This is a genomic window from Agrobacterium sp. lyk4-40-TYG-31, assembly GCF_030209855.1.
GTDB classification, from domain to species: Bacteria; Pseudomonadota; Alphaproteobacteria; order Rhizobiales; family Rhizobiaceae; genus Agrobacterium; species Agrobacterium vaccinii.
The window spans coordinates 24,304-50,197 of sequence record NZ_JARVRE010000009.1 but is presented as its reverse complement, the minus strand read 5'-3'; the positions used below and the strand labels follow the sequence as shown (position 1 = coordinate 50,197).

The window sequence follows — 25,894 nt, the reverse complement described above, 5'->3', positions numbered from 1 at the left end:
GGAAGTGCCGGGAAACTCGGACATTTGTTGACATCCTCGGGCGAAGTGACAATAGTGCGCTCGCAGTTACAGGGATACCCCAAGCCGCCGCGAGGCGGCATTTTTGATTTTCAGGCACGGTATAACCGATAAGCCCTATTGACAGCGCCTTTGCGCAGGGAGTGATGCAGCCATGGCCGACACTGTGCTCGAAACTGGGCCATTGTTCGATACGTTTTCCAGAGCCCCTTTGCGCTTCGAGCGAGGAGAGGGCGTGTGGCTCGTGACCGAGACCGGAGAGCGATATCTGGATTTCGGCGCAGGCGTCGCAGTCACCTCCGTCGGCCACAGCCACCCGCACATGGTCGATGCGCTCAAGTCGCAGGCCGAGAAGGTCTGGCACCTGTCCAATCTCTATGAGGTTGCGGGTCAGGAAACGCTTGCGAGACGGCTGACCGATGCAACTTTTGCGGATAAGGCCTTTTTCACCAATTCCGGGGCCGAAGCCTTGGAATGTACGATCAAGACCGCGCGCCGGTATCACTATACCCATGGAAATCCTGAGAAATTCCGCATCATCACGTTCGAAGGTGCATTCCACGGGCGCACGCTGGCAACCATCGCAGCCGGTGGCCAGCAGAAATATATCGAAGGCTTTGGCCCCAAGGTCGAAGGTTTCGATCAGGTGCCGTTCAACGATCTCGACGCGCTGAAGGCGGCCATCGTGCCGGAAACGGCAGCGTTGCTGATCGAGCCCATTCAAGGTGAGGGCGGCATTCGTCCCGTGGCGCCGGAGTTCCTGCGTGAGCTTCGCGCGCTTTGCGACGAGCACGGGCTGTTGTTGATCTATGATGAGGTTCAGACCGGCGTTGGCCGTACCGGCAAGTTCTTCGCCTATGAATGGTCGGGCGTTGCGCCGGATATCATGGCTGTTGCCAAGGGCATCGGCGGCGGCTTCCCGTTCGGCGCATGCCTTGCAACGGCAGAGGCCGCATCCGGCATGACGGCTGGCGTGCACGGCACGACCTATGGCGGCAACCCGCTGGCCATGGCCTGCGGCAACGCGGTGCTGGATATCGTTCTGGCCGACGGTTTCCTCCAGCATGTGCGCGATGTCGCGCTGGTGTTCCGTCAGGGACTGGCCTCGCTGAAGGACCGTTTTCCAGACGTGATCGAGGAGATTCGTGGCGAGGGCCTGCTTCTCGGCGTCAAGGCAAAGGTTCCGTCCTCCGATCTTCTCGCTGCCATTCGCGCCGAGCATCTTCTTGGCGTTCCCGCTGGCGATAACGTCATCCGTCTGCTGCCACCGCTCGTGGTAACGGCGGAAGAAGCGCGCGAGGGTCTGGCACGGCTTGAAAAGGCTGCGGAAGCAGTCTCCTCGAAACTGGTAAAGAGCGCCTGACGCCTGTTGCACAAAGGCGTGCAGCGGTTTCGGACCAATGACATGCACCAAGATAAAGCATCCGGGCAGGCCAAGATGTCGCCCGTAGTGATGGGACTATATTGAAATGGCATCAGCTAAGCATTTTCTAGACCTTTCGGCCGTCGGTTCGGAAGACCTGCGGGTCATTATGGACGACGCCCGCGCCCGCAAGATCGCAACCAAGAACGGCACGGCGGAGAAGCCATTGGCTGGCAAGATGCTGGCGATGATCTTCGAAAAGCCCTCGACGCGCACCCGCGTTTCGTTCGATGTCGGCATGCGCCAGTTGGGCGGCGAAACGCTGTTCCTGTCGGGTACGGAAATGCAGCTCGGACGCGCCGAAACCATTGGCGATACGGCAAAGGTGCTGTCGCGTTACGTGGATGCGATCATGATCCGCACGACCGACCACAAGCGCCTGCTGGAGCTGGCCGAACACGCGACGGTTCCCGTCATCAACGGCCTGACGGACGATACGCATCCGTGCCAGATCATGGCCGATATCCTGACCTTCGAAGAGCACCGTGGCCCGGTTAAGGGCAAGACGATCGCCTGGACGGGTGATGGCAACAACGTGCTGCATTCGCTGGTCGAGGGTTCTGCCCGCTTCGGTTACAAGATGAACATGGCCGTGCCCATGGGCTCCGAACCGCATGACCGCTTCCTCAACTGGGCGCGCAACAATGGCGGCGACATCATGCTGTGCCATGATGCGGAACGTGCCGTCGAAGGTGCGGACTGCGTCGTCACCGACACCTGGGTGTCGATGAACCAGGAACATAAGGCCCGTGGCCACAACATCTTCCAGCCCTATCAGGTCAATGCCGGTTTGATGGGCAAGGCGAACAAGGACGCGCTGTTCATGCATTGCCTGCCCGCCCACCGTGGCGAGGAAGTGACCGACGAGGTCATCGATGGCCCGCAGTCTGTGGTGTTCGACGAGGCAGAAAACCGCCTGCACGCACAAAAGGCCATCATTGCCTGGTGCATGGGCGTCATCTGATTTCAACGTTCCGCCGCGAACGCCGGGCTGCTTGAAATCCCGATCTGGCTTCCCATTTGTAGGCCAGGTCGATGCCGCCGGAGTGTTTGAAGGCGGCTTTTCATCAATTGTTCATCGCATACAGCCCCGGCAGCGGTTTCGCTTTCCGGGCGTCTGTGCAAGAACGAATATCATGCCCGTCGCGACGCCGGTTACGGCATAGCTGTGTCCCCATGCGGTCGCGCGCATGCAGACGGGCGTCAAGGAGTTGGAATATGGCAGACGTAACGGTAGAGCTGGACGAGCTTCAATTGGCTGGCGATGACAAGGTCGTTCCCTTTCAGGTCGAGGGGTTGGATGTGCGTGGCCGCGCCGTGCAGATCGGCCCTTTGTTGAACTCCATTCTGGAGCGGCATGATTACCCGCCGGTCGTCGCCTGCCTTCTGGCGGAGGCCGTGGTGCTGACGGCGCTCATCGGTACATCGCTGAAATTTTCCGGCAAGCTGACGCTCCAGACCAAGGGCGATGGCCCCGTTGATCTGCTGGTCGCCGATTTCACCGCGCCAGAGAACATGCGCGCCTATGCCCGTTTCGATGAGGAGCGTCTGGAGCAGGCCATCGCGTCTGGTGAAACCTCGCCGGAAGAACTGCTGGGCAACGGCATTTTGGCCTTCACCATTGATCAGGGCGTCGGCATGCAGCCCTATCAGGGCATCGTGCCGCTGGATGGATCGTCGCTGGAAGACATTGCAGGCGTCTATTTCCGCCAGTCGGAACAGCTTCCGACCCGTGTGCGCCTGGGCGTTGCCGAACTCTTCGACCGCGACGACGATGGCAAACCACGCCACGGCTGGCGCGCTGGCGGCATCATCGCCCAGTTCCTGCCGCAGGCCCCGGAGCGTCTTCGCCAGCAAGACCTTCACGGTGGTGATGGCGATGAGGGCGCAGTCGATCTGGCCTATGACGACGCCTGGAACGAGGCGGTGGCCCTGATCGACACCGTGCATATGGACGAGTTGACCGACCCGCAGGTGCCTGCCGAAAAGCTGCTGTTCCGGCTGTTTCACGAGCAGGGTGTGCGCGTCTACGACCCGCAACTGATCGTAGATCGATGCAACTGCTCACGCGAAAAGATCAAGGGCGTCCTCACAGGCTTCACCGCCGAGGAAATCCGCGATAGCCAGGAAGACGGCGTCATCTCCGTCACCTGCGAGTTCTGCTCCACGACCTACCATTACCCGGTAGACGAAGTTGCGGCGATCAGCTGAGAAGAGAAGGGCGGGACCATGATCCCGCCCGTTATCGTCAGGGTGCCTGACATGCAAAGTTTGCGCCGTCATTGATATCGCCGCTACCGGAGTATTTTGCAGATTGCGGGTACGGGCAGAGCGGGCGCGTCATCGCGGTTTTGTCGGCAACGATTTTTTTGGCCTCGATGACATCAGGTGTCTTGCCGTTTTCCACCCAATCCATCAGCGGCGTGAAGGCATCGAATGTATCCGTGCCGTAGCCCATGCGGCAATGGAACATGCCGGGCACCATGAACATCCGATAGAAATCGGCAACCTTCTCGGCCCCCATCGTCTTGCGCACGGATTCGTAGTAATCGACACCCATCAGTGGGTTGAACGCCGGGTCCGACCATCCGAAATAGGTGATCATCCGTCCGCCGCGTTTGTGAAACGCGCTGAGGTCGGGATTGTCGGCATCGACAAGCCCACGCACCATCACTGTCTTTTCGTACTGTGTGTCGAAGTCGTAGCGTTTCCAGTCTATGTCCTTGCCGGATGCGGGCAGCATCGCCATGTTCTTGACGAAGGTATCACCATAAGCCAGCTGGCGGCTTGGCCCCTTTTCCGAAATCACCCACTCTTCCCAGCCGCTCACGCCAGCGGCGTCGATCCCCTCCGTGCCGGGCAGCACACCGGGAAACACGGTTTGACCCTTGACCTTCACGCCGCCAGCAAGTGTTTTCAGCGTATCGACCTGCGCTGTCGTAAAGCAATCATCGCCGCCATTTTCGCACATCTTCAAATCCTTGGCAGGATCGAAATTGCATTGGCGCGGATCCGCGATAAGCCCATCCTTGGCGCCATCGATCATGTCACATTTGTCCATGACGGCCTTGGCCAAGGCAGGCAGTTGCGCCTTTCTGATGGGCGCCTTGGCCAGTGCCTGCGCGTTCCAGATGTTCCACAGGCCTGTGTCGCTGAAACGCAGAACCGGAGCACCCGCCAGAATGCCATCGAAATCACCGGGATAGCGCTGCGCCGCCATCAGCCCCTGACGACCGCCGGTCGAGCATCCATCCCAATAGGAGAATGAGGGATCTCGGTCATAATACTGCGCCGCGACGGCCTTCGCCGTTTGCAATGTCACGTGGACCGCCCGCGAACCGTAATCCACCAGGAGCGCCATATCCGACGCAAAGTCTCCCAGATCATAGGTTTTCGCGTCATGTCCGGTGTTTTGCTGGACGCTGATAAATCCCCTTTGCAAGGCGGCGTTACGCGTCTCGAGGCGGGACGGGGCTGCCAGATCCTCTCCGGCATAACCGCCATTGCCGAACATATAGACGCGCCGGTTCCAGCTGTCTGGCAGTGCAATTTCAAACCGAATCTGGGGTTGGATATATCCGGTGACATGGCAAAAGCCCGGCACCTTGCCCTGCGCTTCCACATGGCGGACGCTGAGCGTCGTCACCTCATCAAATGTCTGCGCCGCAAGTGCGCTGCATTGCATATTGGCCGAGACGGTGGCGGAAGACAGGTCCGTCCGCTCATCCTGATCGAGAAAGCTGCTTCGATTTTGCGCGAGTGCCGAGGTGGAAGCGAGCAGACCGAGAAGCACCGGGCCTGCCAGCAGGATAGATCGCGTCATGTGTTTTCCTCCCAGAAACGGTGACGCGACAAGTTTTAAGGATTGCAACCGGAAGAACAAATAACAAAAACGGCCCGATTCATAACCGCAAGCCGTAGCCGCTCAATTCAGCACGCGCGACAATCCGGGGCTGTCGAGGGAAAAGGCGGGAATGGCGACGGTGAAGACTTCACCTGTTTCGGCCTGCATTTCGTAATGGCCGAACATCATCCCGGATGGCGTATCCAGCGGGCAACCGGATGAATATTCGTAGGTATCGCCGGGCTTCAGATGCGGCTGTTCGCCGATTACCCCGGGGCCTGAGACCTCGTCCACTTGGCCATTTTCATCGGTAATGTGCCAGTAGCGACTGACCAGCGTCACCGATATATCCGAGTTGTTGGAAATCACGACCGTGTAGCCCCAGACGTAGCGGTTGTCATCCGGGTCGGACTGCTCCTCAAGATAATACGGGTCTACGGTGACCTCGATCTCTCTTGTCAGTGCACGGTACATTCACAGGGCCCTAAGTCATTGTTGTCAAGACATTCTACACTACAGGCGCGGGCCGTGGTCAAGAAAGGTAAGACCCATATTAGCTTTGCTTTACAAAACAGCCGTGCATTTCGTCTGTCAGGGATAAGTTTGTTGGTAAACAGAAGCGGCCCGGCTGAGAACGCCGGGCCTTAAGGTCTCAGGCCGAGACCTGCGCCAGCGCTGCTGCGAAATCTTCCAGCAGGTCGTCGGTGTCCTCGATGCCGCAGGAAAGACGCAACGTGCCGCCAGAAATGCCGAGCTCAGCGCGCGCTTCGTCCGTCAGGTTCTTGTGCGTAGTCGTGCCGGGATGCGTGATCAGGCTCTTGGCATCGCCCAGATTGTTGGAAATCTTGACGACTTCAAGCGCGTTCTGAAACTTGAACGCCGCCTCCTTGCCGCCCTTCAACTCGAAGCAGACCAGCGTCGAGCCACCTGTCATTTGCTTGGCGATAATGTCGGCCTGCGGATGGTCGGCACGCCCGGGATAGATAACCTTGGCGACCTTGTTCTGCTCGGCAAGGAAATCGGCAATCTTGCCTGCATTCGCCGTCTGCTGGCGCACCCGCAGCGGCAATGTCTCGATACCCTTCAACAGCGTCCACGCGTTGAAAGGCGAAAGGGCAGGACCCGTATGACGGAAATAATCCTGAAGCTCTTCCTCGATCCATTTCTTGTCCGAAAGAACGACGCCGCCAAGGCAGCGGCCCTGGCCATCGATATGCTTGGTTGCGGAGTAGACGACGATATGCGCCCCCAACTCCAATGGCTTCTGGAAAAGCGGCGTGGCGAACACGTTGTCGACCACCAGCTTCGCGCCGATCTGGTTGGCAAGCTTGGCAACACCGGCGATATCGACCACTTCCAGCGTCGGGTTCGTCGGGCTTTCAAGGAAGAACAGCTTGGTGTTCGGCTGGATCGCCTTTTCCCAATTTGCCAGATCACGGCCATCGATGAGTGTGCATTCGATGCCATATTTCGGCGCCAGCGTTTCGACGACCCAGCGGCAGGAACCGAACAGGGCGCGGGCCGCGACGATGTGATCGCCTGCCTTCAACTGGCATAGAATAGCGGCGCTGACGGCAGCCATGCCGGACGCGGTAGCGCGCGCGTCTTCGGCGCCTTCCAGCAGGCACATCCGCTTTTCAAACATGTCATTGGTAGGGCTGGCGTAGCGGGCGTATATAAAGCCCTCGGTTTCGCCCTTGAAACGGGCTTCCGCCGCTTCTGAGCTGTCATAGACGAAGCCTTGGGTCAGGTATATTGCCTCAGAGGTCTCGCCATATTCGGACCGCAGCGTACCGCCGTGAACCAGTTGCGTTGCCGGGCGCCATTTCTTGCTCATGTCATCACCTTACAAACAAAAAAACCGGTCGCAAAAGCAGACCGGTTACAAGCGCACCCGGTCTTTTTAGCCACTTATTTAACGTGGCTGCAAGCCGACCGGCCAAATCACCACGGGATAAGATTGCCATAACTCCGTTAACGACTTGCGTCAATGCCTGGCTTTTGGTTTTGTCGCCGTGAAAAGGGATGATCAAAAGATGACGAGAACGACGGGCATACTGGCGGATGGCGCGATCCGGGAACTGTTCGCTTCAGGCCAATTGAAGAGCGAACGGTCGCTGGATGCCGACCAGATTCAGCCCGCCAGCCTCGATCTGCGCCTGGGCGCGAAAGCCTATCGCGTCCGCGCCAGCTTCATGCCCGGCCCCACGACCAAGGTCATCGAAAAGCTCACACGGCTCAGCCTGCACGAGATCGATCTCAGCGACGGCGCGGTTCTGGAAACCGGCTGCGTCTACATCGTGCCGCTGATGGAAGCTCTTGCACTCCCGCAAGGCATGTCGGCCTCGGCAAACCCGAAAAGCTCCACGGGCCGTCTCGACATCTTCACCCGCGTCATCACCGACCACGCGCAGGAATTCGACAAGATTCCAGCAGGCTATAACGGCCCACTTTATCTGGAAATCAGCCCGCGCACCTTCCCCATCGTCGTGCGCCAGGGCTCGCGCCTCTCGCAAATCCGCTTCCGCATCGGCCATTCCGTGCTGGCCGATACCGAGCTGCTGGCCCTGCATGAAAGTGAAATACTGGTTGCCAGCGAGACGCCCAACGTCTCCGGCGGAGGCATTGCCCTGTCCATCGATCTCCAGGGGTTCGGTGAGCTCGGGCTGATCGGCTACCGTGGCAAGCATCACACGGCGGTTGTCGATGTCGACCAGAAGGCGGCCCATGACGTGCTGGATTTCTGGGACCCGATCTATTCGCGGGGTCGAGCCGAACTCATTCTCGATCCGGATGAATTCTACATCCTCGTCTCGCAGGAAGCCGTCCACGTTCCACCGCTCTACGCTGCCGAAATGACGCCCTTCGATCCGCTGGTCGGCGAATTCCGCGTCCACTACGCCGGCTTCTTCGACCCCGGCTTCGGCCACGCCAGCGCCGGCGGCACCGGCAGCCGCGCCGTCCTCGAAGTCCGCAGCCACGAAGTCCCCTTCATCTTGGAACACGGCCAGATCGTCGGCCGCCTCGTCTATGAACACATGCTCACCAAACCCGAAGGCCTCTACGGCTCGGGCCTGGGCTCCAACTATCAAGCGCAGGGCCTGAAACTGTCCAAACACTTCCGCGCCGAATAACCACAAAGCTTGACAGCCTCCAGGAACTATCAGACCCTCAGGTCTGCGCGGGTGTAGCTCAATGGTAGAGCAGCAGCTTCCCAAGCTGAATACGAGGGTTCGATTCCCTTCACCCGCTCCAAAGACCCTTCCAACAAGACCACACAGGTACAATAACGTCTGATTTTACGGCGTTTTTGCCTCGCGCGCGCGTGAGGTTGTGCAACGGTATGCAGTGACATCCAGCAATTTCGGCGGTAGCATCGACGGTATTCGCCAACGTAATAGAAGCCGATACCGTCACATGGCACTCACAGACATCCAAATTAAGAATGCTAAAGCTACCAGTAAGCCCCGCAAACTTCGCGATGGAACCGGGCTTTATCTCTACATATCGGTCGCCGGTGGTAAGTCGTGGCGGTTCGACTACAATTTCTTCGAAAAGCGAAAAACGCTGACGATTGGGTCGTACCCTATGGTTGGATTGGCGGAGGCTCGCCGCTTATTGGAGGAGGCGAAGAAGAAGCTAGCCGAAGGCTTGGACCCATCACTGGCCAAGAAGCGCGACAAGCTTGCCGCCAAAAGCGCTGCCGGGGATACATTCGGGGTGATCGCTGATGAGTTCATTGATAAGCTGAAGCGGGACAAGCGCGCTGAACCCACTATCACCAAGAATAAGTGGATGTTGAACGAGCTCGCAAAGAAGCTTAGGCCATATCCGATCACACAGATAACTGCAAAAGAAGTCCTTGCCGTACTGACCAGTATCGAGAAAAGTGGGAGGGTAGAGAGTGCACTAGCGACCCGATCAACGATAGGCCGAGTTTTCCGGTACGCCATTGCGACGGCAAGGGCCGAAAATGATCCGACTTCAGCGCTGCGCGGAGCTCTTCAGCGTCACGTACCAGTCAGCCACGCTGCTCTCACGTCGAAGTCCGAGATGGGCGGGCTAATGCGCGCTATCTACGGTTATGAAGGCTGGCCTTCTCTGGTCGCCGCATTGAAGATCCAAGCTTTCTGTTTCGCTCGCCCAGGAGAAACGCGCTCCATGGAGTGGAGTGAGCTGGACTTGGAAAAGGCCATTTGGACAATACCGGCGGCAAAAGCCAAAATGCGTCGGGAGCACCACGTGCCGTTGTCGCGACAAGCAGTCGAAGTCATCAAGGAGATGAATGAACTTTTCGGGGAACGTAGAAATGTGTTCCCGTCGATGATGTCTGGTAAAGATGTCCTATCTGAAAACTCTATGAATTCGGCATTACGCCGTATGAGTATTACTGAAACGCAGCACACCGCGCACGGCTTTCGTTCCTCTGCGAGCAGCATTTTGAATGAGTCCGGGGAATTTAAGCCCGATGCGATCGAGGCTCAACTTGCTCACCTGGATGGCTCAAAGGTGCGTAGAATATACAATCGCGCGACGTATTGGGACGAGCGTACTCGGATGATGCAGTGGTGGGCAGACATGCTCGACGAAGAACGAACGCGAAAGCAGTCGTGATACGTTGAATGGCCTTCGTTGCATCTGCGCAACCGGATCCGATCAGCAGCAGCGAGAAATTGACGGCGGCCTCAAAATTGAGCCCATGAACCGCCGAAATTGTGAGCCGAATCTCTTCAACCGGGACGACGGCAAATAAGGTTGCGCGAGCTGATGGTTCAGAGTCGCTTACAGGAGATCGAAACGGCGTAGGTCGAGGAACGAATTCTGTTTGCTCGTTGCCCTCGACGCTGAAATATCGCAAGTAGCGAGCAGACAATGACGAGAAAATTTAAATGCCTTTGACACTTACACAGCTTGAGCGCCATCTATTCGGCGCAGCCGACATCCTTCGCGGAAAGATGGATGCGTCGGAATTCAAGGAATACATCTTCGGAATGCTGTTCCTGAAAAGATGCTCTGACGTGTTCGACCAGGCGCGAAGCAACGTTATCAAGAGGCGCATGGAGACTGGCGTATCTGAAGAGCAAGCGACGCAGGATGCCGAGAACAAGGTCTGGTACGGAAAGACAGGGGCATTCTGGGTACCCCCTCAATCTCGCTTCAGATTTCTCGTCGATGAAGCTCATGAAAACATTGGTGACAAGCTCAACAAGGCGCTTGGCGGCATCGAATCCGAGAACATTGCGCTCGAAGGAGTTCTCGACCATATCGATTTCACCCGAAAGGTCGGGCAAAGTAAGATCAGTGACCAGAAGCTGCGGCAGTTGATCAATCACTTCGGCGAAATTCGCCTTCTCAATGAGGATTTTGAGTTTCCCGATCTTCTTGGCGCCGCATATGAATATCTCATTGGAGAGTTCGCGGATTCCGCCGGTAAAAAGGGAGGGGAGTTTTATACCCCACGTTCAGTCGTCCGGATGATGGTACGGCTTTTGAAGCCAACTCTCGAACATGACATCTATGACCCGTGCTGCGGGTCGGGCGGTATGCTCATCGCGGCCAAGGAGTACATCGATGAGAATGGTCAGGATGGTAGCAAAGCCAACCTCTTCGGTCAGGAGTTCGCGGGTACTGTTTGGTCGATCGCCAAGATGAATATGCTGCTCCATGGCATGAACAGTCCTGACTTGCGCAATGAAGACACCCTGGACGAGCCGCAACACGTTGAGAACGGTGAACTGCGCCGCTTCGACCGAATTCTGACCAACCCACCATTTTCGATCAACTGGGGATCTAAGGACAAGGACAAGTCGGGCAATTACCTCTGGCAACCAAAATTCCCTGAGCGCTTCTTCCACGAGGTACCACGTGGCTCGAAGAAGGCCGACCTCATGTTTCTACAGCATATGCTCCACGTCACCGGCGATGGCGGCATGATAGCGACCGTGATGCCGCACGGCGTGCTCTTCCGGGGCGGCGATGAAGCCAAGATCCGCCAGAGGATCATTCTGCGCGACCAAATCGAAGCGGTTATCGGCCTCGGCCCGCAGCTCTTCTATGGCACCGGCATTCCCGCTTGCGTCATCGTCCTGCGTCAGCAGAAGCACGAAGGCGCGAAACTCGTCTCTGGCAAGCCAGCCGATCGCCAGGGCAAAGTGCTCTTTATAAACGCCGACCGCGAATATTTCGAAGGGCGCGCACAGAACCACCTGATGCCCGAGCACATCGAAAAGATCGTCACCACCTTCGAGGAATACCGCGAGACTACCGGTTTCTCAGCCATTGTCGACATCGCCACGCTGGAAGCCAACGACTGGAACCTCAACATCCGCCGCTACGCCGACAACGCGCCGCCACCCGAGCCGCATGACGTACGCGCCCACCTTGTCGGCGGCATCCCGAAGCCCGAGGTCGAGGCCAAGGCAAAGCTGTTCGCCTCCCATGGCCTGAACCCGATGGACCTGCTCACCCCGCGCGATGAGGAGTACTTCGACTTCGCAGCACAGATCACCGCGAAGGCCGAATTCAAACCGGCCATCGAGACCAATGCAGGCCTCATCGCGCGCGAGGCAGAGATCTGGGAGAACTTCAATGCCTGGTGGTCCGAGCACGCCGCCGCCATCACCGCCCTGGCGGGCGATGACAGCGCGGCCACACTGATCGCCCTGCGTGACGAGCTTCTGTCCAGCTTCTCGACCACGCTCGAAAGCTTGGCAATGCTGGACCCGTTCACCGTGCGCGGGATCATCGCGCAGTTCTGGAATCAGTCGCGGTACGACTTCCTCACCCTCATGGCGCGGGGCACCAAGGGCGTGGTCGACGCCTGGCGCACCTCCATCGTCACCGCGCTGGAGGACAAGGGCAACAAGGAGAACCCGCTGGACCATAAGCTGGTCGCCTTCCTGATGGGCGGCTTCGTGACCGAGATTGCCGAGTTGGAGGCCGAGAAGGCGGAGCTAGATGCCAGGATCAAGGCCGCGACTGCCACACCTGAAGAGGGAGAGGAGGAAGAGGATGACACTGATCCGGTGGATGAGAAGCAGATCAAGGCGTGGAAGTCCGAACTGACCGAGGTCAAAAAGACTCTTAAAGCCAAGCAGGACCAGTTCACCGCGGAGCTAAACAAGGGTGTCAATGGCCTGACCGATGACGGGGCGGCGGAACTGCTGCTGAAGATCCTGCATGATGACATGCAGAAGATCCTGACCCGTTATATCGCCGCGCAGCGCGGGCAGATCGTGGCGGCATTTGAGAACTGGTGGGACAAGTATCGCGTCACCCTGACCGAGATCGAATGCGCACGGTCGCAGGCGACCGATAAGCTGGCCGGGTTCCTGAAGGGGCTGAGGTATGTCTGAGGTCAATCCCCGTGTCGTTAAAATTCCTAACCTGCAAAAGTGGGAATTTCAGAGCCTGGAGCAGCTTTGTTCCCACGTCGGGCGCGGCACCGCCCCGCGCTACGTTGAACAATCTGCCGTCAAGGCCATCGGGCAGAGGTGCGTGTCAAAGCAAGGTTTCGACTCAAGCTTTGCACGGCCTCATTCTGAAAGAGCGTTGGACGGCACACTTCAGGCTATGGAAGGCGATGTTCTTCTCAACTCCACGGGAACCGGAACGATTGGCCGGTCGGTAGTTTTCCGCGAAAGTGGAACATTCATCGTTGATGGTCACGTCACGGCTCTGCGACCGAAAGTGAGCAAATGTTCGTCGACTTGGCTTTCTGCAGTTCTGCAGTCGCCTTGGGGTCAAGAACACCTTGAAAGGTTTTGTTACGCAGGTTCAACAAATCAGGTCGAACTTTCAGCTTCTGCATTGAGAGTTTCCGCTGTGCCTACTCCATCATACGATGAGCAAACCAAGATCGCCGAGATCCTCGACACGCTGGATTCAGCGATACGGGGGACCGAGGCGGTGGTGGCCAAGTTGAAGGCTATGAAGCAGGGGCTGCTGCATGACCTTTCGACCCGCGGCATTGATGCCAACGGAGACCTCCGCCCCCCACAACCCGAGGCTCCTCACCTCTACAAACAAACCACGCTCGGCTGGCTGCCGAAGGAGTGGGATGTGCACACCGTAAGAAACCTAGCTCAATCTTCGGCTATTGGTCCATTCGGCAGCGATCTTGTCGCATCTGACTACCGCGACGAAGGCGTGCCGGTGGTTTTCGTTCGGGATATCAAACCCGACAGCTTTTTCTGGAAAAGTAATGTTTTCCTGACCCCGCGAAAAGCACTCTCGCTTTCTGCCCACAAAGTGACCGCAGGAGATGTGGTCGCGACTAAAATGGGTTTCCCGCCATGTATCGCCGCAGTCTATCCGGCCAGTCTGCCAGATGGGATCATCACAGCAGATGTAGTCTGCATCCGCGTGAACCAAAATCTGAGTTTCCCGAAATGGCTGTCGATGTCCCTGAATTCTCATCGTGTACAGCGTCAGGTTGACCAAATCACTGCGGGCGTTACACGTCCTAAGGTGACATTGAGAGACGTGCGAGAATTGCAAATTGCTCTACCTGACCTGCCGGAGCAGGAAGTAATAATCACTCGATGCTCGGCGTTGGACGACGAGCTTGCCATCGAGCAACAACAGCTCGAAAAGCTTCGCCTCCAGAAATTAGGCCTGATGGACGAACTGCTCACGGGCCGGAAGCCCGTCACCGCGCTGCTGTAACCGAAGGGTCTGCCGATGGGACATGAATACGACGACGTCGAAAAGCCCTTCATCAACCAATGCGTTGCCATGGGCTGGACCGCGCAAACCGGCAGTAAGGATGACCCCGCCCTGACGGGCCGCACCAACTTCAAGGAAGTCATCTCCGAGGCCACGCTGCGCGAGCGCGTGCGCGCCATCAATCCCGGCCCGGACGGCAAGCCCTGGCTGGATGAGGCGCGCCTGTCCGAGGCCGTCAGCGCGCTCACCCGCCACGGCCATCGCGGGCTGATGGAGGCCAATCAAGCGGTGAGCGAACTGCTGCTCAAGGGCCTGACGGTGGAAGGACTGCCCGGCTGGGATGGCGGCCGCGGCCAGACCATCCGCTATATCGCCTGGGATGATGTAGGAGCCAACAGCTTTGCCGTGGCAAACCAGTTCCGGGTCGACTGCCCGCCCGGCCATGACGTGGGTAAAGGCTTCATCATGCCCGATGTGGTAATGTTGGTGAACGGCATCCCCGTGGTGGTGGTCGAGGCGAAAAGCCCCGGTATTCCCGAGCCGCTGGCCGAGGCGGTCAAGCAGCTGCGCCGCTATCATAACGCCCGCAAGGCCGCGCTAGAGGTTGAGGAGAACGAGGGCACGCCTCCGCTGTTTGCCAGCGTGCAGCTGCTGATCGCCACAAGCTTTGATCAGGCGCGCGTGGGCTGCATTGGCGCAGGCCTGGAGCATTACAGCCAGTGGAAGACGGTGGTCGGGCCGGATGGCACGGGGTCGGAGGACGACGTGATCGCATCTTTGGGCAAGAAGGGCCTGTCGGAACAGGAACGCCTTGTCGCCGGAATGCTGCGCCCAGCGCACCTGCTGGATATCCTGCGGCACTACCTGTTGTTCATGAACGTGGGCGGCCAGACCATTAAGACCGTCTGCCGATATCAGCAATACCGCGCCGTGAACCGCGCGCTGGAGCGGCTGCGCAGCGGCAAGACGCGGGCGCAGGATGGCGAGTATGACCGCCGCGGCGGCATCGTTTGGCATACGCAGGGCTCGGGCAAGAGCCTGACCATGGTGTTCATGATCCGCAAGATGAGGACAGATCTGGCGCTGCGGAAGTTCAAGGTGATCATGGTCACCGATCGCAAGGATCTACAGCGTCAGTTGTCGGAAACCGCGACACTGTCGGGTGACGTGGTCGAGATGGCGACGAGCAACGGATCGTTGAAGAGGCTGGCCCAGCGCAAGGGGCCGGGCCTCGTCTTCGCCACCATCCAGAAATACCGGACGGATGAGGACGTCGCCGAGGTCACGAAGGGACCCGCCTTTGAGGTGCTAAACGAGGACGAGACGATCGTTGTCGTGGTGGACGAGGCGCACCGCACGCAGGCGGGCGATCTGCACGCCAACCTGATGGCCGCGCTGCCGAACTGTGCCCGGATCGGCTTTACCGGCACGCCGATCATCATGGGGGAAAAGAAGCGCACTACCCAGATCTTCGGTGAGTTCATCGACAAGTACACAATCAGGGAAGCTGAGGCTGATGGCGCCACCGTCCCTGTCCTCTATGAAGGCCGGACCGCCGAAGGGGCAGTGAAGGATGGCGCCACACTGGACGGTCTCTTCGAGGACATGTTTTGCGACCGCACGGATGAAGAGCTGGAAGCGATCCGGAAGAAATACGCGACCAAGGGCAATATCCTCGAAGCCCCCGCTCTGATCGCCGAAAAGGCGCGTGACATGCTGCGCCATTACGTGACCAACCTCTTGCCGAACGGATACAAGGCACAGGTGGTCGCCTACAGCCGGACTGCCGTGGTCCGGTATCAGGCCGCTTTTCTTGTCGCCCGTGATGAGTTGATGGCAGAGGCTGCAGCCTTGTCCGACCACGACAAGGAAATGGGTGACGAAGAGCTTTGCAGCAAGCCGACGGCATTGCAGGCCCAGGTGCAGGCGTGGCGGTATCGCGATGCGCTTGAGAAGATCGAGTTTGCGGCGATCATGTCGGGGGGCAACAATGACGATGCATCCTGGAAGCAGTGGACCGAAGGGTCGGCGCAGGAAACGCGGATCAAACGCTTTAAGAAGCCATTGTTCCACAAGGATGCGACGAAATCGGATCCGCTGGCCTTCCTTATTGTCAAGTCAATGCTTCTGACGGGTTTCGACGCCCCGATTGAAGGGGTCATGTATCTTGACCGTTCCATCCGGGAAGCCGAGCTGCTGCAGGCGATCGCACGCGTCAACCGGACCGGCTTCGGCAAGGCCTGTGGCATAGTTGTCGACTATTTCGGCGTAGCCCATCATCTGAAGGCTGCCTTGGCCGCCTACTCGGATGAAGATATCGACGGGGCCCTGGTCAGCCTCAATGATCAGATCCCGGTTCTTCAGGATCGCCATATTCGTGTTGCAGACATCTTCCGACGCGCTGGCCTAGATGACCTTTCGAATGACGAGGACTGCCTTCAGGTGCTTTCGACGGAGAAGGTCAGAGCGGAGTTTACCGTCAAGCTCAAAGATTTCCTGACATCACTTGACCTTATCCTGCCGCGCCCTGAAGCCTTGCCCTTTGTTCAGGACGCAAAGAGGCTTGCATACTTGCAAGCACGCGCCCGCAACCGCTATCGCGATATGCCAGTCATAGGGGCGGATATCGGTGCCAAAGTGCGCAAGCTAATTGACGATCACGTCATTTCGCTTGGCATCAACCCGAAAATCCAGCCCGTGCAATTGACGGATGTGGAATTCGAAAATCATGTCAGGCAAGCCTCGGGTGACCGAGCCAAGGCCTCGGAAATGGAACACGCGATCCGCTCTCACATACGCAAGAGCCTCGAAACCGACCCGGTCCGTTTCAGGAAAATGTCCGAACGGCTAAACGCCATCCTGAAAGGCTTTGGTGAGCAGTGGGACAAGATCATTGAGCAACTACAAGCAATCATCGATGAACTACGTGGTGAAGCCAACGATGGTGATGAAACCACACCGGATATTCCCGAGGTCTATCTGCCCTTCCTCCGCACCGTCCTGGCGGCGAGTTCTGCACATCAAGCCACCTCGGCTGACCAGCTTCGAGCTTTGCACGAATTGACGCGCCGTGTGGTGGATCGGATCATTGAGGAAATCAGTGTAAACCGCTCATTGTGGAGTGGCTTCAAGATGGCGGATCAGGAAAGCCTCAGGTCGGAGATCTTCGAAATCATTTTCGACGTGCAAGTCCGGGGCTTCGACGTCGACGCTGCTGAAGCCCTTGCTGATCAGCTGATGCAGCAGGCAAAAGCCAACGACGACAAACTGCGAGCGGCCTGATGTCGAAGCTGCCCATGACGCCAATCCGAACCGGAGGAAAGCCCGCCCGAGCGAGCGAGCAACGACTGGAGATTGATGGTCTTGCCTTCGACGTTCATCGCAGTGATCGCCGCAAAACCATTGAGATCACCGTGGAGCGTTCCGGAGATCTGTCGATCGTGGCACCTTCAACCGTGCCTGTGGATCAATTGGTCAGCTTCGTTGAGGAGAAGTTGGTGTGGGTCCATACCAAAGTCGAAGAGAAAGCAAGGTTGCAACAACGGGCTCCAAGGAAGGAATTCGTTGAAGGTGAAGGTTTCTTGTACCTTGGCCGGAGTTACCGGTTGCGTCTTGTCGATAACCAGCTTGTCGATCTCAGTCTAACGAATGGCCGATTCTGCCTCAGACGCAGCTCTATCCACCGGGGGCGGGACATCTTTGTCGCATGGTATACGCGAAGAGCTCAACAATGGTTCGAAAAGCAGGTCACCGAGCTTTCCAACCGTATGGGGGTCATAGTGCAAGAGACTAAGGTTCAAGACCTTGGCTTCAGATGGGGATCTTTCGGTTCCGACGGTCGCGTCTCGTTTCACTGGAAAGCTATACTCTTGCCTCCCCGCATTGCTCAGTACGTTGTGGTGCATGAATTGGCGCATGCTTATTACCCAGATCATTCCTCAAATTTCTGGATCAAGCTGGAGCAGCATTTACCAGACTGGCGTTGGAGAAAAGATTGGCTGGCGGAGAATGGAATTCAGGTAGAGGGTTTATAAAATTCAGCCGTTCGAAGCACCGGTCGCGGAGGTCCGCTATGAGCTGAACGCTACGGCAAAACTGTTCAAATCGATGTCCGGATTGGCGAGCTAATCTCCACAACCTGCCATTCTGCCGGCCTGAAATCGGTCGTTCGCGCGACGTGCAAGCGTTTGCTTCGGCGCCAGCCAGCGTGCCGCAACATTGAGGTATAGCAGCATGCGACAGCGACCGTGTTACGAGCTTGACCGTCACATCGGTCTTGACGCCGACTATTTGTGACGCGGTAGCCTCGGGCCTAAACCTGAGGTGACACATGACGAAAATTGGTTACGCCCGAGTTAGCACCATCGATCAAGATTTCGAAATTCAGCAGCAGCGCCTGAAGGCCGAGGGCTGCGTCATCATCCGCGCAGAAAAAGTTTCCGGCGCAAGCCGCGATGGGCGCACAGAGCTGGCGACAATCATCGAATTTCTTCGTGAAGGCGACGAGCTTATCGTCACACGACTGGACCGCCTCGGGCGAGACACCCGAGATGTTCTTAACATCGTGCACGAATGTGAACAACGCGGCGCCTTCGTTACTATTCTCGACCCCCACGTTTCCACCCGCGGAGAGACGGGACATGTTATTATTACGGTGCTTGGAATGGTCGCCCAAATGGAACGACGCTTTATCAAAGAACGCCAGCGAGAAGGGATCGAGCAAGCTAAGCTCCATGGCCGATATAAGGGCGGTAAGATTCGAATTGACTATCAGAAAATTCAACAGTTGGCGGCCCTAGGCGTCGGCGCTACGGCAATCGCCAAACAAATAGGTTGCTCACGAATGCAAGTATATCGGGTCCTAAACGCGGTTAGCGCATAACCACTTGGCGCGTTCTTTCCAGTCAGTCACGTGATTTGCTCCGCTTCTTGAAAGTATCCAAACTTATGCTATTGCGCCCTTCACACACGCTGAAAAACGCGCTTTTACTAAAAAATCCACGGGCCGGTGCGCTGATCGAAGGGAGATTACATTGTCGGTTAGCCGTTTTCATGACCTGCGCTTCCTACCGCATCCCAATTTTCCGGGAGCAGAGAAGGTCTTTGCCCGTATGCAGACTGTGCCCAAATTTGTCTTTTCACGTGATGTGATCGAGTGGCTTGTGGAGCATTCCAACGACTATGATCATGCCGTTGCTGTCGCGATCGGCGCAGGCCGCACTGAGCTCCCATATGCCACGATGCTTGTCGAATGGGAGGACACTTCGGCTGAACGTATATTTTGGCTGATCGAGGGAGCCCAAGGCAACAGTTATCGCATATGGCCAGCCTTTCACTATCCCCGCGCCAGCCGCAGCATTGTCTTCGGAGCACATTTCCCAGCTTCATTCGACCAGAACGGCGCAGCCTTTGTTCGCCGATACCAAGGCGCGGTCCCATCGCCGCAAATGCGCTCATTCATCGAATCATACGCCCCAACGGCCGGAATAGCGCTCTGCCTTGCCATGACCCTGCACGTACGCGGCATCATCACCCGAACGCCCGCACCTATCAGTCCTAAGCTCGATGCCGCACGTATCAAGAGGGGTAAGCCACCCATCACCAAAGACTACGTCACGGTGCATATCGGCTACACTACTGACCGGCATGGCAGGGAGCACGCCTACGAAGAAGGTCGAGGCCATGTTAAGCCGCATGTGCGTTCCGGTCACTATAAAAACCAAGCCTTCGGTACAGGTCGGCAGGATCGCAAGAGAATTTGGATCAACGCGTATCTGGTCAACTACGGTCCAGGAACGAAAATCGAATCTCCGCCGCAATATCTCGTCGTTCCCTGAGCGAGGGAAAGGTAATACGTTTTCGGCCCAGGCGAACATCATTGAGAAGATTGCTGGAAGGCAGCTCAGCGCCCCCATTTCGGTCATAGACGCCGTGGTTTGCCCGCCTGAAAGCGGCCCAGTAGGTCAATCGATCCGCATTGAGTACACCTCCGGTTCTATCCACCGCCATTGTGATCCTTTCATTGCGAGAATTGCCATTCTCCAAGTGACGGTTTTCAGTCGCGGGTGATGTGTCAATGCGGTCCCACAATGTGGTGACGACATCGAACTTGTCCTGAAGCAGTTGATTGCCTGAGTAGGTCAGATACCCAACCATAAAGCATGAAGAAAACGATGATCGAGGCGAAGGGATACATCGCAACGGTGTGTACGGTTGAGCCGAACGCTGCAGCAAATATTGAGAGGTCCATTAAGTTTGCTGCGTGTGAAGATACTCAAGTATTTATTCGGATCAGCCGGTTTGGAGGCTATTCGACGTGAGGTTGGTAGATAGAACGGCACATAAGCGGGGTCTCAAATGAGCGGCGAGAGCGAGACAGAGATAGTCGTAAGAGGCACAGTGATCTCGTTCGCCTTCGCACACTCAAGACAGCAATGTTTTTTAGATCTGCGATCTAGTCGGACCTAATACCCCAGGCTATAGTTGAACATCCACAAAGTGTTCTCGTAGAAGTGTAGGTGCATGGGGCTACTGACTGAAATACAGAACGGCGCAATAGACGAAGCGTCAAGCGTGGCCGGTTTGCTCCGAAAATGTCTGTTGCTTGCGGCACGGCTTGAAAGCGATCCGCTCGAAGATTGGGTCAAGCACGAGTTAGATGGCTATGGCACTGGAGTAGAAGTTCCTGATTACCGCAATTTGCATTTAAACTATAAAGGAAACTTTGTTGCGTCCTTTGGTCGCCAGGCGAACAATATCCCAGTCCATCCCGCTGTAGTCGAGGCTGTGACAAAGGGCCGGCGGTCCGGACGCTTCCACGCACGGCAGGCCATCACAACGATCGACACTTCGCAAGCAACTCGTGACGCCGGCGTATTGATGGTTCCGTATGATGAGTTGGCACCGTTATTAAACAACAAAGTTTTTGAAGACTACCAGTGCTTACAGTTCTGGGGCGAAATGTCGGCAATGGGGGTTGTCGGTATTGTTGAAGCCGTAAAAACGCGGATATTGGAACTGGCGTTGTCATTGGAAAAGAAGCATCCAGCCGCAGGGGAAGTCGGGGGTATCAAGGTGAACGAGGAAGATGCGAAGAAGGATGTGGCTGGTCTGCTCCAGACCATCGTTTACGGCAACGTTGGCGTTTTAGGGACAGCCAACCACTCGACTGTCAACATCGTGGTCAACTCGGGTAATTTTGACGAACTCAGTTCAACGCTCCTCAAGAGCGGCCTATCGGAAGCCGATGTTCAGGAACTGAAAGTCATCTTGAAAAATGAGCCGGCCATAACAGGCCCTAAAGCCTTTGGCCCGAAACTTAAGAAGTGGATGGGGAAGATGGTCGGTAAAGCAGTCGCCGACACGTGGCAGGTGGGTGTAGGCGCTGGCGCCGCGTTACTAGAAGCGGCTTTGCTCGGCTATTACGGGTTCAACTGAGATGTCGTTTGATGTCGCGTTCCTCAACACCTTGCCTGCAGCGGTTTACGCTGCAATCATCCTCTTCCTGCTAAAAGAGGGACTTGAATGGCGCCGGCGAACGAAGGCTGACCAGCGAAAGTTGAAGGTCTACAAGCAAGTGCTTGCGGCCGAATGTGAGCGCTACCTGTGGATCATCAAGACCATTCAGTCCATGAAGAGGCGAGTGGATAAACGTCCTGGAGCGTATCGTATTGATACAGATGCGTCCGGCCGCCAATTCTTTACAACGCTGAATGAAAACGGCGATGGAGGTGGTGGTAGTATGCTCCCGAACGTGCGAGTAGAGCGCATCGAGGAACTTGCCGCCGACGTAGCCTATGTCGATGAAGGGTTAGCCACGAGTGTAGGAAACGCGCTAGGTGCGGCACTTGAGTTGAAACATCTCAGGGACAGCATCCTAGATAATCAGAACCCTTGGGACAAGATCAACACCCCTGAGTTCCATGAGTCATTCTGGGACTACGTTGATGAAGAAGCAGAGGACGCCAAGAAAGCCTTCGGCGAGTTGTACCTCGCTTGCACAGGCAAAGAACTAACCTCACACAGGGTCCGGTAAGGACATTCATGGCGTCCTTATTAGCAACTGGACGATGAATCAGCGCTTACGGAAGCGTAGGCGCGACATTAACTGGTTGTGGGTCGCTGGCGCAGCGACTGTCGTTTACTTGGTCGGAGCCGGTTCAGTTCTGGGGTGGTCAACAATCTGGAACTTTATTGCCACGGACGACGAACTCAACCCCATCGGGGACTTCGTCGCTGGCATTCATGTGGTTAGTTGCAGCAGTTCTGACCCAGCGACAGGAACCCTACGAAACCCGCAGCCAGTTGGATGCGCCCCGTAGAGCAATGCCAAGCTGCCGGCTTTCGGACAGCGCCAGGCGTTTTAGCAGCTTCACAAGTTAGGTGCTGTCAAGCGCGACTATCTGGGTAGGATCAGCGCCAAAAAGGGTGCATCGAATAGCACAAAAAAATCGGAAGTTAGCTACTGGCAGCGCAGTTATCCCCACGGGTGCACGACAACCAGCCCGTTGGCCTGTCTGTGTTATGCGGAAACTGGTTTTGGCTTTCCAGGTGCCCGGCAACGTCCGCTTTTCAAGCGCTCTCGCCAAAAGCAGACAGTCCGTTACCGGCCCCAAACCCGTCGTGTCACGTCGGGGTTTAGAGTTTGAGCTACGGCGTCACATTTGGCAACTTCCGACTTTGGCGTTACCACCCGAACGGGCTCGGAGTGACGTCGCATGCGGCTATACCTTGGCGTTACGCCATAAGTAGTTTCTTCATGTTCTCGCAGCTAGGGTAACCGGCACAGTTTTGCTCAAGAATTCTGGGCTAACTCCGTTGATTCGCTCGCACATCTCGTTGACGGATTCCTTAGTTCTCAGCGGTGCGCCTCTGAGCTGTTTAACAAGTTCAAGCTGGGTAGATCTACTGTTTAGGGCGCGCATCAACACAATGGACGCCCAGCGAGGTGCTGATCGCATCATGTCGGCAAACGCTGCCAAAAGGGCTCTAACGTATTCTTCATCATCGGCCGCCTCTGCGGCATGTATGATGGAAAACATACCTTCGTCATGTTCAGCAGCATCAGATAGAAGCAACAGAAGGTCGAGGGTGATATTTTGGTCAAAATATTCAACCAGCTTTTCCAAGTGTTGATCAATCACGTTGGATCGAGCACCACCATCAAAAATTTCACGCCGCAGCTCAGATAATGTAGTCCCATAAGTATCGGTCATGGTTTCTTTTCGAATATCGTTGGATGGTTCGTCTTGTTCATCTGAATCATTTCTTGAAGGCTCTTTCTTATTTCAGGAGTGTATAGTCCATCTGACTGATATATCCTTCGAGCGTCCCATACGCCTGCTGCCAATGCATCCCGCGGCGTCATATTCATATCAGCCTGATTGCCATATGTAAAAGTGGACCGATGGCGTCCGCCAGATCCTGGGGTCGGTTGTTCCATATTGATCGCGACCCCGTCTTTTTTTGCAACGCCTTCTTTAGCCATTCGATTACTTGAAGGGATGTGGTGGGGGGTTATGTTATCACCCTTTGTACCCGCTTTTACGAGATCTCCGTATGTACCAACTTTCCCTTCATCGGGAAGCAACTCAGGTTTGGTTACACGGGTACCCTTAGCACCGGTTGTAGTAGCCGTCTCGACTGCCTCTCTTCTAGCCGCAGCTTCAGCTTGCTCCTTCGCTAGACGTTCTGCAGCTTCCTTCGCCGCCTTCTCTTCGAGAGCCCTAGTTGCGGCTTGCTCAACTTGATTTTGAACGACTTTTTCAGCGCCGCGTTCAGCGCCCTTAGTCAGGAGGCGTCCTGGCCCGATGCCGATAATTGCGCCAACGGATTGGATAGCTCCCATAAGATATTGGCCAGAACCAAATGACCGGCTCGCGTCATTCGCGGATAAGCTGTTGCCAACCAGTGGAACAAAGCCAGCCGCACCCCCGACTTTACGACCCAACTCCCCTGCCTGATATGTGTCCATGCCCCAGGACATGAGGCGGTCTTGAACGGAATGTTCGATGTTCTCTGTCCACGATGGTGTGTAAGGCTTTATTTCAGAAGGACCCGAGCCCATGGAGAATGGTTGGACATTGCCTCGACCGCTGTTGACATAATCCATTTCCTCCCCAACTTTGTCGTTAGAGGCCCAGCCACCGCCAGATGTATTCCACCCGCCATTGTCGCCGCGTGTCCATCCTTTGGAATTGGCATAATCAGCTATACGTTCATCACGTGTCTTATTCTGCTCGTCTTTACCGTCGGGTGCTTGATCAGTCTGTTCCGATTTTGGATAAACGTATTCTCCGGGCGCATTACCGTTGTTGAGAGTGCATTTGTCGGTATGCCGCTGAACCCATTCCCCGTTAGCCCGCACAATCGTTGATGATGAAACCGGTTCGACAACGTCACCGCAAGTGTTTGAAATTACGCCCCCACCTCGGCCCCCCTCGTCGCCATGGCAGCGACAAAACTTCGAAATCTGAAGTTTAACCAATTTTCCATTTGCACGTACGTTCGGAGAATACTGCACGTCCTCAAAGGCCGTGCCCCAAGCCATGTATGGTATAGGCGCCTTTGGAGATCGGCAGACATCTGGAGACGTGACAATAGCCAACGCCTGATGCTCCTTCGGAACGATCTCCGGAGGAGGTGGATCAGCCGCCGTTGGTTTTGGTGGCGCAGTATTGGTCACTTCTTTCTTTGTCTTTTCAGGAGGCCATGGTCCGTCGTACCTCAACAAAGGCGTTCGCCCGTCGGGTGTTTTAGTGAGTAGCGATCCGTTCATGGGAGGACCGGTAATCCGCGTGCCGGGAGGAAGGCCATACAACGCAGAAAAATTATCGTCGACGATAGGGTCGGGAAATGATCGCTCCGCCATTAAGAAATTCCCGTGTCGAATGAAGCGCATGTCAGCTTCGGCAATCCCTTTCGCTCAGGCCAAGGGAAGTTGCATCGCCACGTGAGGAAAACACGGCCAACTCCTGGCCTCATATCGAAATGAACGCCGTCCAGAGCCATCCAGCCCTCCGTTTTCGAGCTCTGCTGGTCAAGCTCCATATAAAGCCCTATCTTTGGGAGTTCCCCCCGAAATATGCCGCGTCCTGGCAATAAACCATCCAGTTCGAATTCTTCGTCTCCCTGAAGCCACGGCTCTGCAACAAGGTCGGGGTGAGCTGCCTGCCAAAAACGGTAGTCAAAATCCTTTGGTAGCAATGGATGTCGATCAGTTACCCAACCGTCGTCATAAGTTCCTGCGAGCTTTGCTCGGTGCTTCCAAAAGGGAGATATAGGTCCAAAACCTACCGGGTTGGGGCGCTGCTCAACGGAGCGGATAGGATCTGCTTCGTCCTCAATTTGCGGGGCCGGAAAATCTAGTTGCTCACCATATTCTGTCTGGCCTACGAAACCTCTGCCGATTGGATTTCCCAGCAGCGACGGATCCTCTTCGCCATCTACCTCGCCACCAAAGGCTAAGCGCCAATCCAGAGGAAGAAAAGATATGGGCTCGGCAGGTGTGAGTTCCCAATGATCCAGAACATCTTCTTTTGTTCGATCGATGAGCCCGCGCCAAGTCTTGCGCGTATGAGCTCGCCAGTAACGGGGGCCGTGTACTCGTAAGCGTTTTGAAACAGAACCAACCTTAATGCCGCAAGTCCATGTTGGACTTGGCGTTCCGTTGGGCGCATAGGCCGCTCCCAGAAAGGTAACGTCGGTTCCGGGTTTGAACGGGGCTAAGTCAGTGCATGCCAACTGTGGTGTTAACTGAGGATCTCCTTCATAGGTATCGGACATGACAAGTGGATACTGTTTGTCAGCGATTTGAAGCGGGCCACCGTCTGCTAGTTTGAACGTACCCCGCGCCACCACTACCCCCGCGAGATCGCCATCAAGGGTGTACTGTCGAAAAGCCAGAGCCGGAAAGGGTGTCCTGTTATCGACCGACATCGAGG

19 protein-coding genes, 1 tRNA gene and 1 riboswitch are annotated in these 25,894 nt (G+C 56.4%); of the genes, 14 read left to right on the top strand and 6 right to left on the bottom strand.

The annotated features are described in order from the left end of the window. The first annotated feature begins 172 nt into the window (after nt 1-172). From QRN55_RS17040 to QRN55_RS17030, 3 genes are all read left to right on the top strand, one after another. Nucleotides 173-1,381 carry an aspartate aminotransferase family protein gene (locus QRN55_RS17040; protein ID WP_284777608.1) on the top strand — a complete coding sequence of 403 codons (1,209 nt, stop codon included), beginning with the start codon at nt 173-175 and terminating at the stop codon, nt 1,379-1,381. 106 nt (nt 1,382-1,487) lie between these two features. Beyond that, complete coding sequence (gene argF, locus QRN55_RS17035; RefSeq protein WP_111839914.1) at nt 1,488-2,405, top strand: ornithine carbamoyltransferase; 918 nt, start codon at nt 1,488-1,490, stop codon at nt 2,403-2,405. Between the two features lie 254 nt (nt 2,406-2,659). Then, nucleotides 2,660-3,652 (top strand): Hsp33 family molecular chaperone, encoded by a 993-nt coding sequence (locus QRN55_RS17030; protein WP_284777607.1) that lies wholly within the window; start codon nt 2,660-2,662, stop codon nt 3,650-3,652. 37 nt (nt 3,653-3,689) lie between these two features. Here QRN55_RS17030 and QRN55_RS17025 read toward each other — a convergent pair whose 3' ends face one another. From QRN55_RS17025 to QRN55_RS17015, 3 genes are all read right to left on the bottom strand, one after another. Then, the gene (locus tag QRN55_RS17025) at nt 3,690-5,264 is read right to left on the bottom strand and encodes a tannase/feruloyl esterase family alpha/beta hydrolase (protein ID WP_284777606.1); all 1,575 of its coding nucleotides are present in this window, start codon (nt 5,262-5,264) and stop codon (nt 3,690-3,692) included. Nucleotides 5,265-5,366: 102 nt separating this feature from the next. After that, on the bottom strand, nt 5,367-5,759 hold the full coding sequence (gene apaG / locus QRN55_RS17020; RefSeq protein WP_111839911.1) for a Co2+/Mg2+ efflux facilitator ApaG/CorD: 393 nt from the start codon (nt 5,757-5,759) through the stop codon (nt 5,367-5,369). Nucleotides 5,760-5,937: 178 nt separating this feature from the next. Beyond that, nucleotides 5,938-7,122, bottom strand: coding sequence for an O-succinylhomoserine sulfhydrylase (locus QRN55_RS17015; protein WP_284777605.1), 1,185 nt, complete (start codon nt 7,120-7,122; stop codon nt 5,938-5,940). Nucleotides 7,123-7,167: 45 nt separating this feature from the next. After that, nucleotides 7,168-7,246, bottom strand: a riboswitch (SAM riboswitch). A gap of 75 nt (nt 7,247-7,321) precedes the next feature. On the opposite strand from QRN55_RS17015, the gene QRN55_RS17010 reads away from it, so the two are divergent. The 11 genes from QRN55_RS17010 to QRN55_RS16960 all read left to right on the top strand — a co-directional run bounded on the left by QRN55_RS17010 (nt 7,322) and on the right by QRN55_RS16960 (nt 21,987). Beyond that, entirely contained in the window at nt 7,322-8,419 is a 1,098-nt protein-coding gene (locus tag QRN55_RS17010) for a 2'-deoxycytidine 5'-triphosphate deaminase (protein ID WP_284777604.1), read from the top strand. A 47-nt stretch (nt 8,420-8,466) separates the two neighbouring features. After that, nucleotides 8,467-8,540, top strand: a tRNA-Gly gene (locus QRN55_RS17005). Nucleotides 8,541-8,702: 162 nt separating this feature from the next. Further along, the gene (locus tag QRN55_RS17000) at nt 8,703-9,899 is read left to right on the top strand and encodes a tyrosine-type recombinase/integrase (protein ID WP_284777603.1); all 1,197 of its coding nucleotides are present in this window, start codon (nt 8,703-8,705) and stop codon (nt 9,897-9,899) included. Nucleotides 9,900-10,174: 275 nt separating this feature from the next. Continuing rightward, nucleotides 10,175-12,640 carry a type I restriction-modification system subunit M gene (locus tag QRN55_RS16995; protein WP_284777602.1) on the top strand — a complete coding sequence of 822 codons (2,466 nt, stop codon included), beginning with the start codon at nt 10,175-10,177 and terminating at the stop codon, nt 12,638-12,640. Then, nucleotides 12,633-13,952, top strand: a complete 1,320-nt coding sequence (locus QRN55_RS16990; protein WP_284777601.1) for a restriction endonuclease subunit S — start codon at nt 12,633-12,635, stop codon at nt 13,950-13,952. The genes QRN55_RS16995 and QRN55_RS16990 overlap by 8 nt, the downstream gene beginning before the upstream one ends. Before the next feature lie 15 nt (nt 13,953-13,967). Beyond that, nucleotides 13,968-17,234, top strand: a complete 3,267-nt coding sequence (locus QRN55_RS16985) for a type I restriction endonuclease subunit R (RefSeq protein ID WP_284777600.1) — start codon at nt 13,968-13,970, stop codon at nt 17,232-17,234. After that, the gene (locus QRN55_RS16980; protein WP_284777599.1) at nt 17,234-17,986 is read left to right on the top strand and encodes a M48 family metallopeptidase; all 753 of its coding nucleotides are present in this window, start codon (nt 17,234-17,236) and stop codon (nt 17,984-17,986) included. Before QRN55_RS16985 ends, QRN55_RS16980 begins: the two co-directional genes overlap by 1 nt. A 296-nt stretch (nt 17,987-18,282) precedes the next feature. Beyond that, complete coding sequence (locus QRN55_RS16975; protein ID WP_284777598.1) at nt 18,283-18,834, top strand: recombinase family protein; 552 nt, start codon at nt 18,283-18,285, stop codon at nt 18,832-18,834. A gap of 151 nt (nt 18,835-18,985) precedes the next feature. After that, a complete protein-coding gene (locus QRN55_RS16970; protein WP_284777597.1) occupies nt 18,986-19,789 on the top strand; it encodes an AcrVA2 family anti-CRISPR protein in 804 nt (267 codons plus the stop codon). Between the two features lie 685 nt (nt 19,790-20,474). Next, complete coding sequence (locus QRN55_RS16965; RefSeq protein ID WP_284777596.1) at nt 20,475-21,389, top strand: AbiTii domain-containing protein; 915 nt, start codon at nt 20,475-20,477, stop codon at nt 21,387-21,389. A gap of 1 nt (nt 21,390) precedes the next feature. Next, complete coding sequence (locus tag QRN55_RS16960) at nt 21,391-21,987, top strand: hypothetical protein (protein WP_284777595.1); 597 nt, start codon at nt 21,391-21,393, stop codon at nt 21,985-21,987. A gap of 721 nt (nt 21,988-22,708) precedes the next feature. Here the strand turns inward: QRN55_RS16960 and QRN55_RS16955 are convergent. The 3 genes from QRN55_RS16955 to QRN55_RS16945 are packed head-to-tail and all read right to left on the bottom strand — an operon-like array spanning nt 22,709 to nt 25,889. After that, nucleotides 22,709-23,167, bottom strand: coding sequence for an Imm30 family immunity protein (locus QRN55_RS16955; RefSeq protein ID WP_284777594.1), 459 nt, complete (start codon nt 23,165-23,167; stop codon nt 22,709-22,711). Continuing rightward, the gene (locus tag QRN55_RS16950) at nt 23,164-24,822 is read right to left on the bottom strand and encodes a PAAR-like domain-containing protein (RefSeq protein ID WP_284777593.1); all 1,659 of its coding nucleotides are present in this window, start codon (nt 24,820-24,822) and stop codon (nt 23,164-23,166) included. Before QRN55_RS16950 ends, QRN55_RS16955 begins: the two co-directional genes overlap by 4 nt. Then, a complete protein-coding gene (locus QRN55_RS16945) occupies nt 24,822-25,889 on the bottom strand; it encodes a DUF2169 family type VI secretion system accessory protein (RefSeq protein WP_284777592.1) in 1,068 nt (355 codons plus the stop codon). Before QRN55_RS16945 ends, QRN55_RS16950 begins: the two co-directional genes overlap by 1 nt. Nucleotides 25,890-25,894 lie beyond the last annotated feature (5 nt).

Excerpts from the sequence above, each read along its gene's own strand:
- QRN55_RS17040 (WP_284777608.1), top strand. The coding sequence starts at position 173 with ATGGCCGACACTGTGCTCGAAACTGGGCCATTGTTCGATACGTTTTCC.
- argF (WP_111839914.1), top strand. The coding sequence starts at position 1,488 with ATGGCATCAGCTAAGCATTTTCTAGACCTTTCGGCCGTCGGTTCGGAA.
- QRN55_RS17030 (WP_284777607.1), top strand. The coding sequence starts at position 2,660 with ATGGCAGACGTAACGGTAGAGCTGGACGAGCTTCAATTGGCTGGCGAT.
- QRN55_RS17025 (WP_284777606.1), bottom strand. The coding sequence starts at position 5,264 with ATGACGCGATCTATCCTGCTGGCAGGCCCGGTGCTTCTCGGTCTGCTC.
- apaG (WP_111839911.1), bottom strand. The coding sequence starts at position 5,759 with ATGTACCGTGCACTGACAAGAGAGATCGAGGTCACCGTAGACCCGTAT.
- QRN55_RS17015 (WP_284777605.1), bottom strand. The coding sequence starts at position 7,122 with ATGAGCAAGAAATGGCGCCCGGCAACGCAACTGGTTCACGGCGGTACG.
- QRN55_RS17010 (WP_284777604.1), top strand. The coding sequence starts at position 7,322 with ATGACGAGAACGACGGGCATACTGGCGGATGGCGCGATCCGGGAACTG.
- QRN55_RS17000 (WP_284777603.1), top strand. The coding sequence starts at position 8,703 with ATGGCACTCACAGACATCCAAATTAAGAATGCTAAAGCTACCAGTAAG.
- QRN55_RS16995 (WP_284777602.1), top strand. The coding sequence starts at position 10,175 with ATGCCTTTGACACTTACACAGCTTGAGCGCCATCTATTCGGCGCAGCC.
- QRN55_RS16990 (WP_284777601.1), top strand. The coding sequence starts at position 12,633 with ATGTCTGAGGTCAATCCCCGTGTCGTTAAAATTCCTAACCTGCAAAAG.
- QRN55_RS16985 (WP_284777600.1), top strand. The coding sequence starts at position 13,968 with ATGGGACATGAATACGACGACGTCGAAAAGCCCTTCATCAACCAATGC.
- QRN55_RS16980 (WP_284777599.1), top strand. The coding sequence starts at position 17,234 with ATGTCGAAGCTGCCCATGACGCCAATCCGAACCGGAGGAAAGCCCGCC.
- QRN55_RS16975 (WP_284777598.1), top strand. The coding sequence starts at position 18,283 with ATGACGAAAATTGGTTACGCCCGAGTTAGCACCATCGATCAAGATTTC.
- QRN55_RS16965 (WP_284777596.1), top strand. The coding sequence starts at position 20,475 with ATGGGGCTACTGACTGAAATACAGAACGGCGCAATAGACGAAGCGTCA.
- QRN55_RS16960 (WP_284777595.1), top strand. The coding sequence starts at position 21,391 with ATGTCGTTTGATGTCGCGTTCCTCAACACCTTGCCTGCAGCGGTTTAC.
- QRN55_RS16955 (WP_284777594.1), bottom strand. The coding sequence starts at position 23,167 with ATGACCGATACTTATGGGACTACATTATCTGAGCTGCGGCGTGAAATT.
- QRN55_RS16950 (WP_284777593.1), bottom strand. The coding sequence starts at position 24,822 with ATGGCGGAGCGATCATTTCCCGACCCTATCGTCGACGATAATTTTTCT.
- QRN55_RS16945 (WP_284777592.1), bottom strand. The coding sequence starts at position 25,889 with ATGTCGGTCGATAACAGGACACCCTTTCCGGCTCTGGCTTTTCGACAG.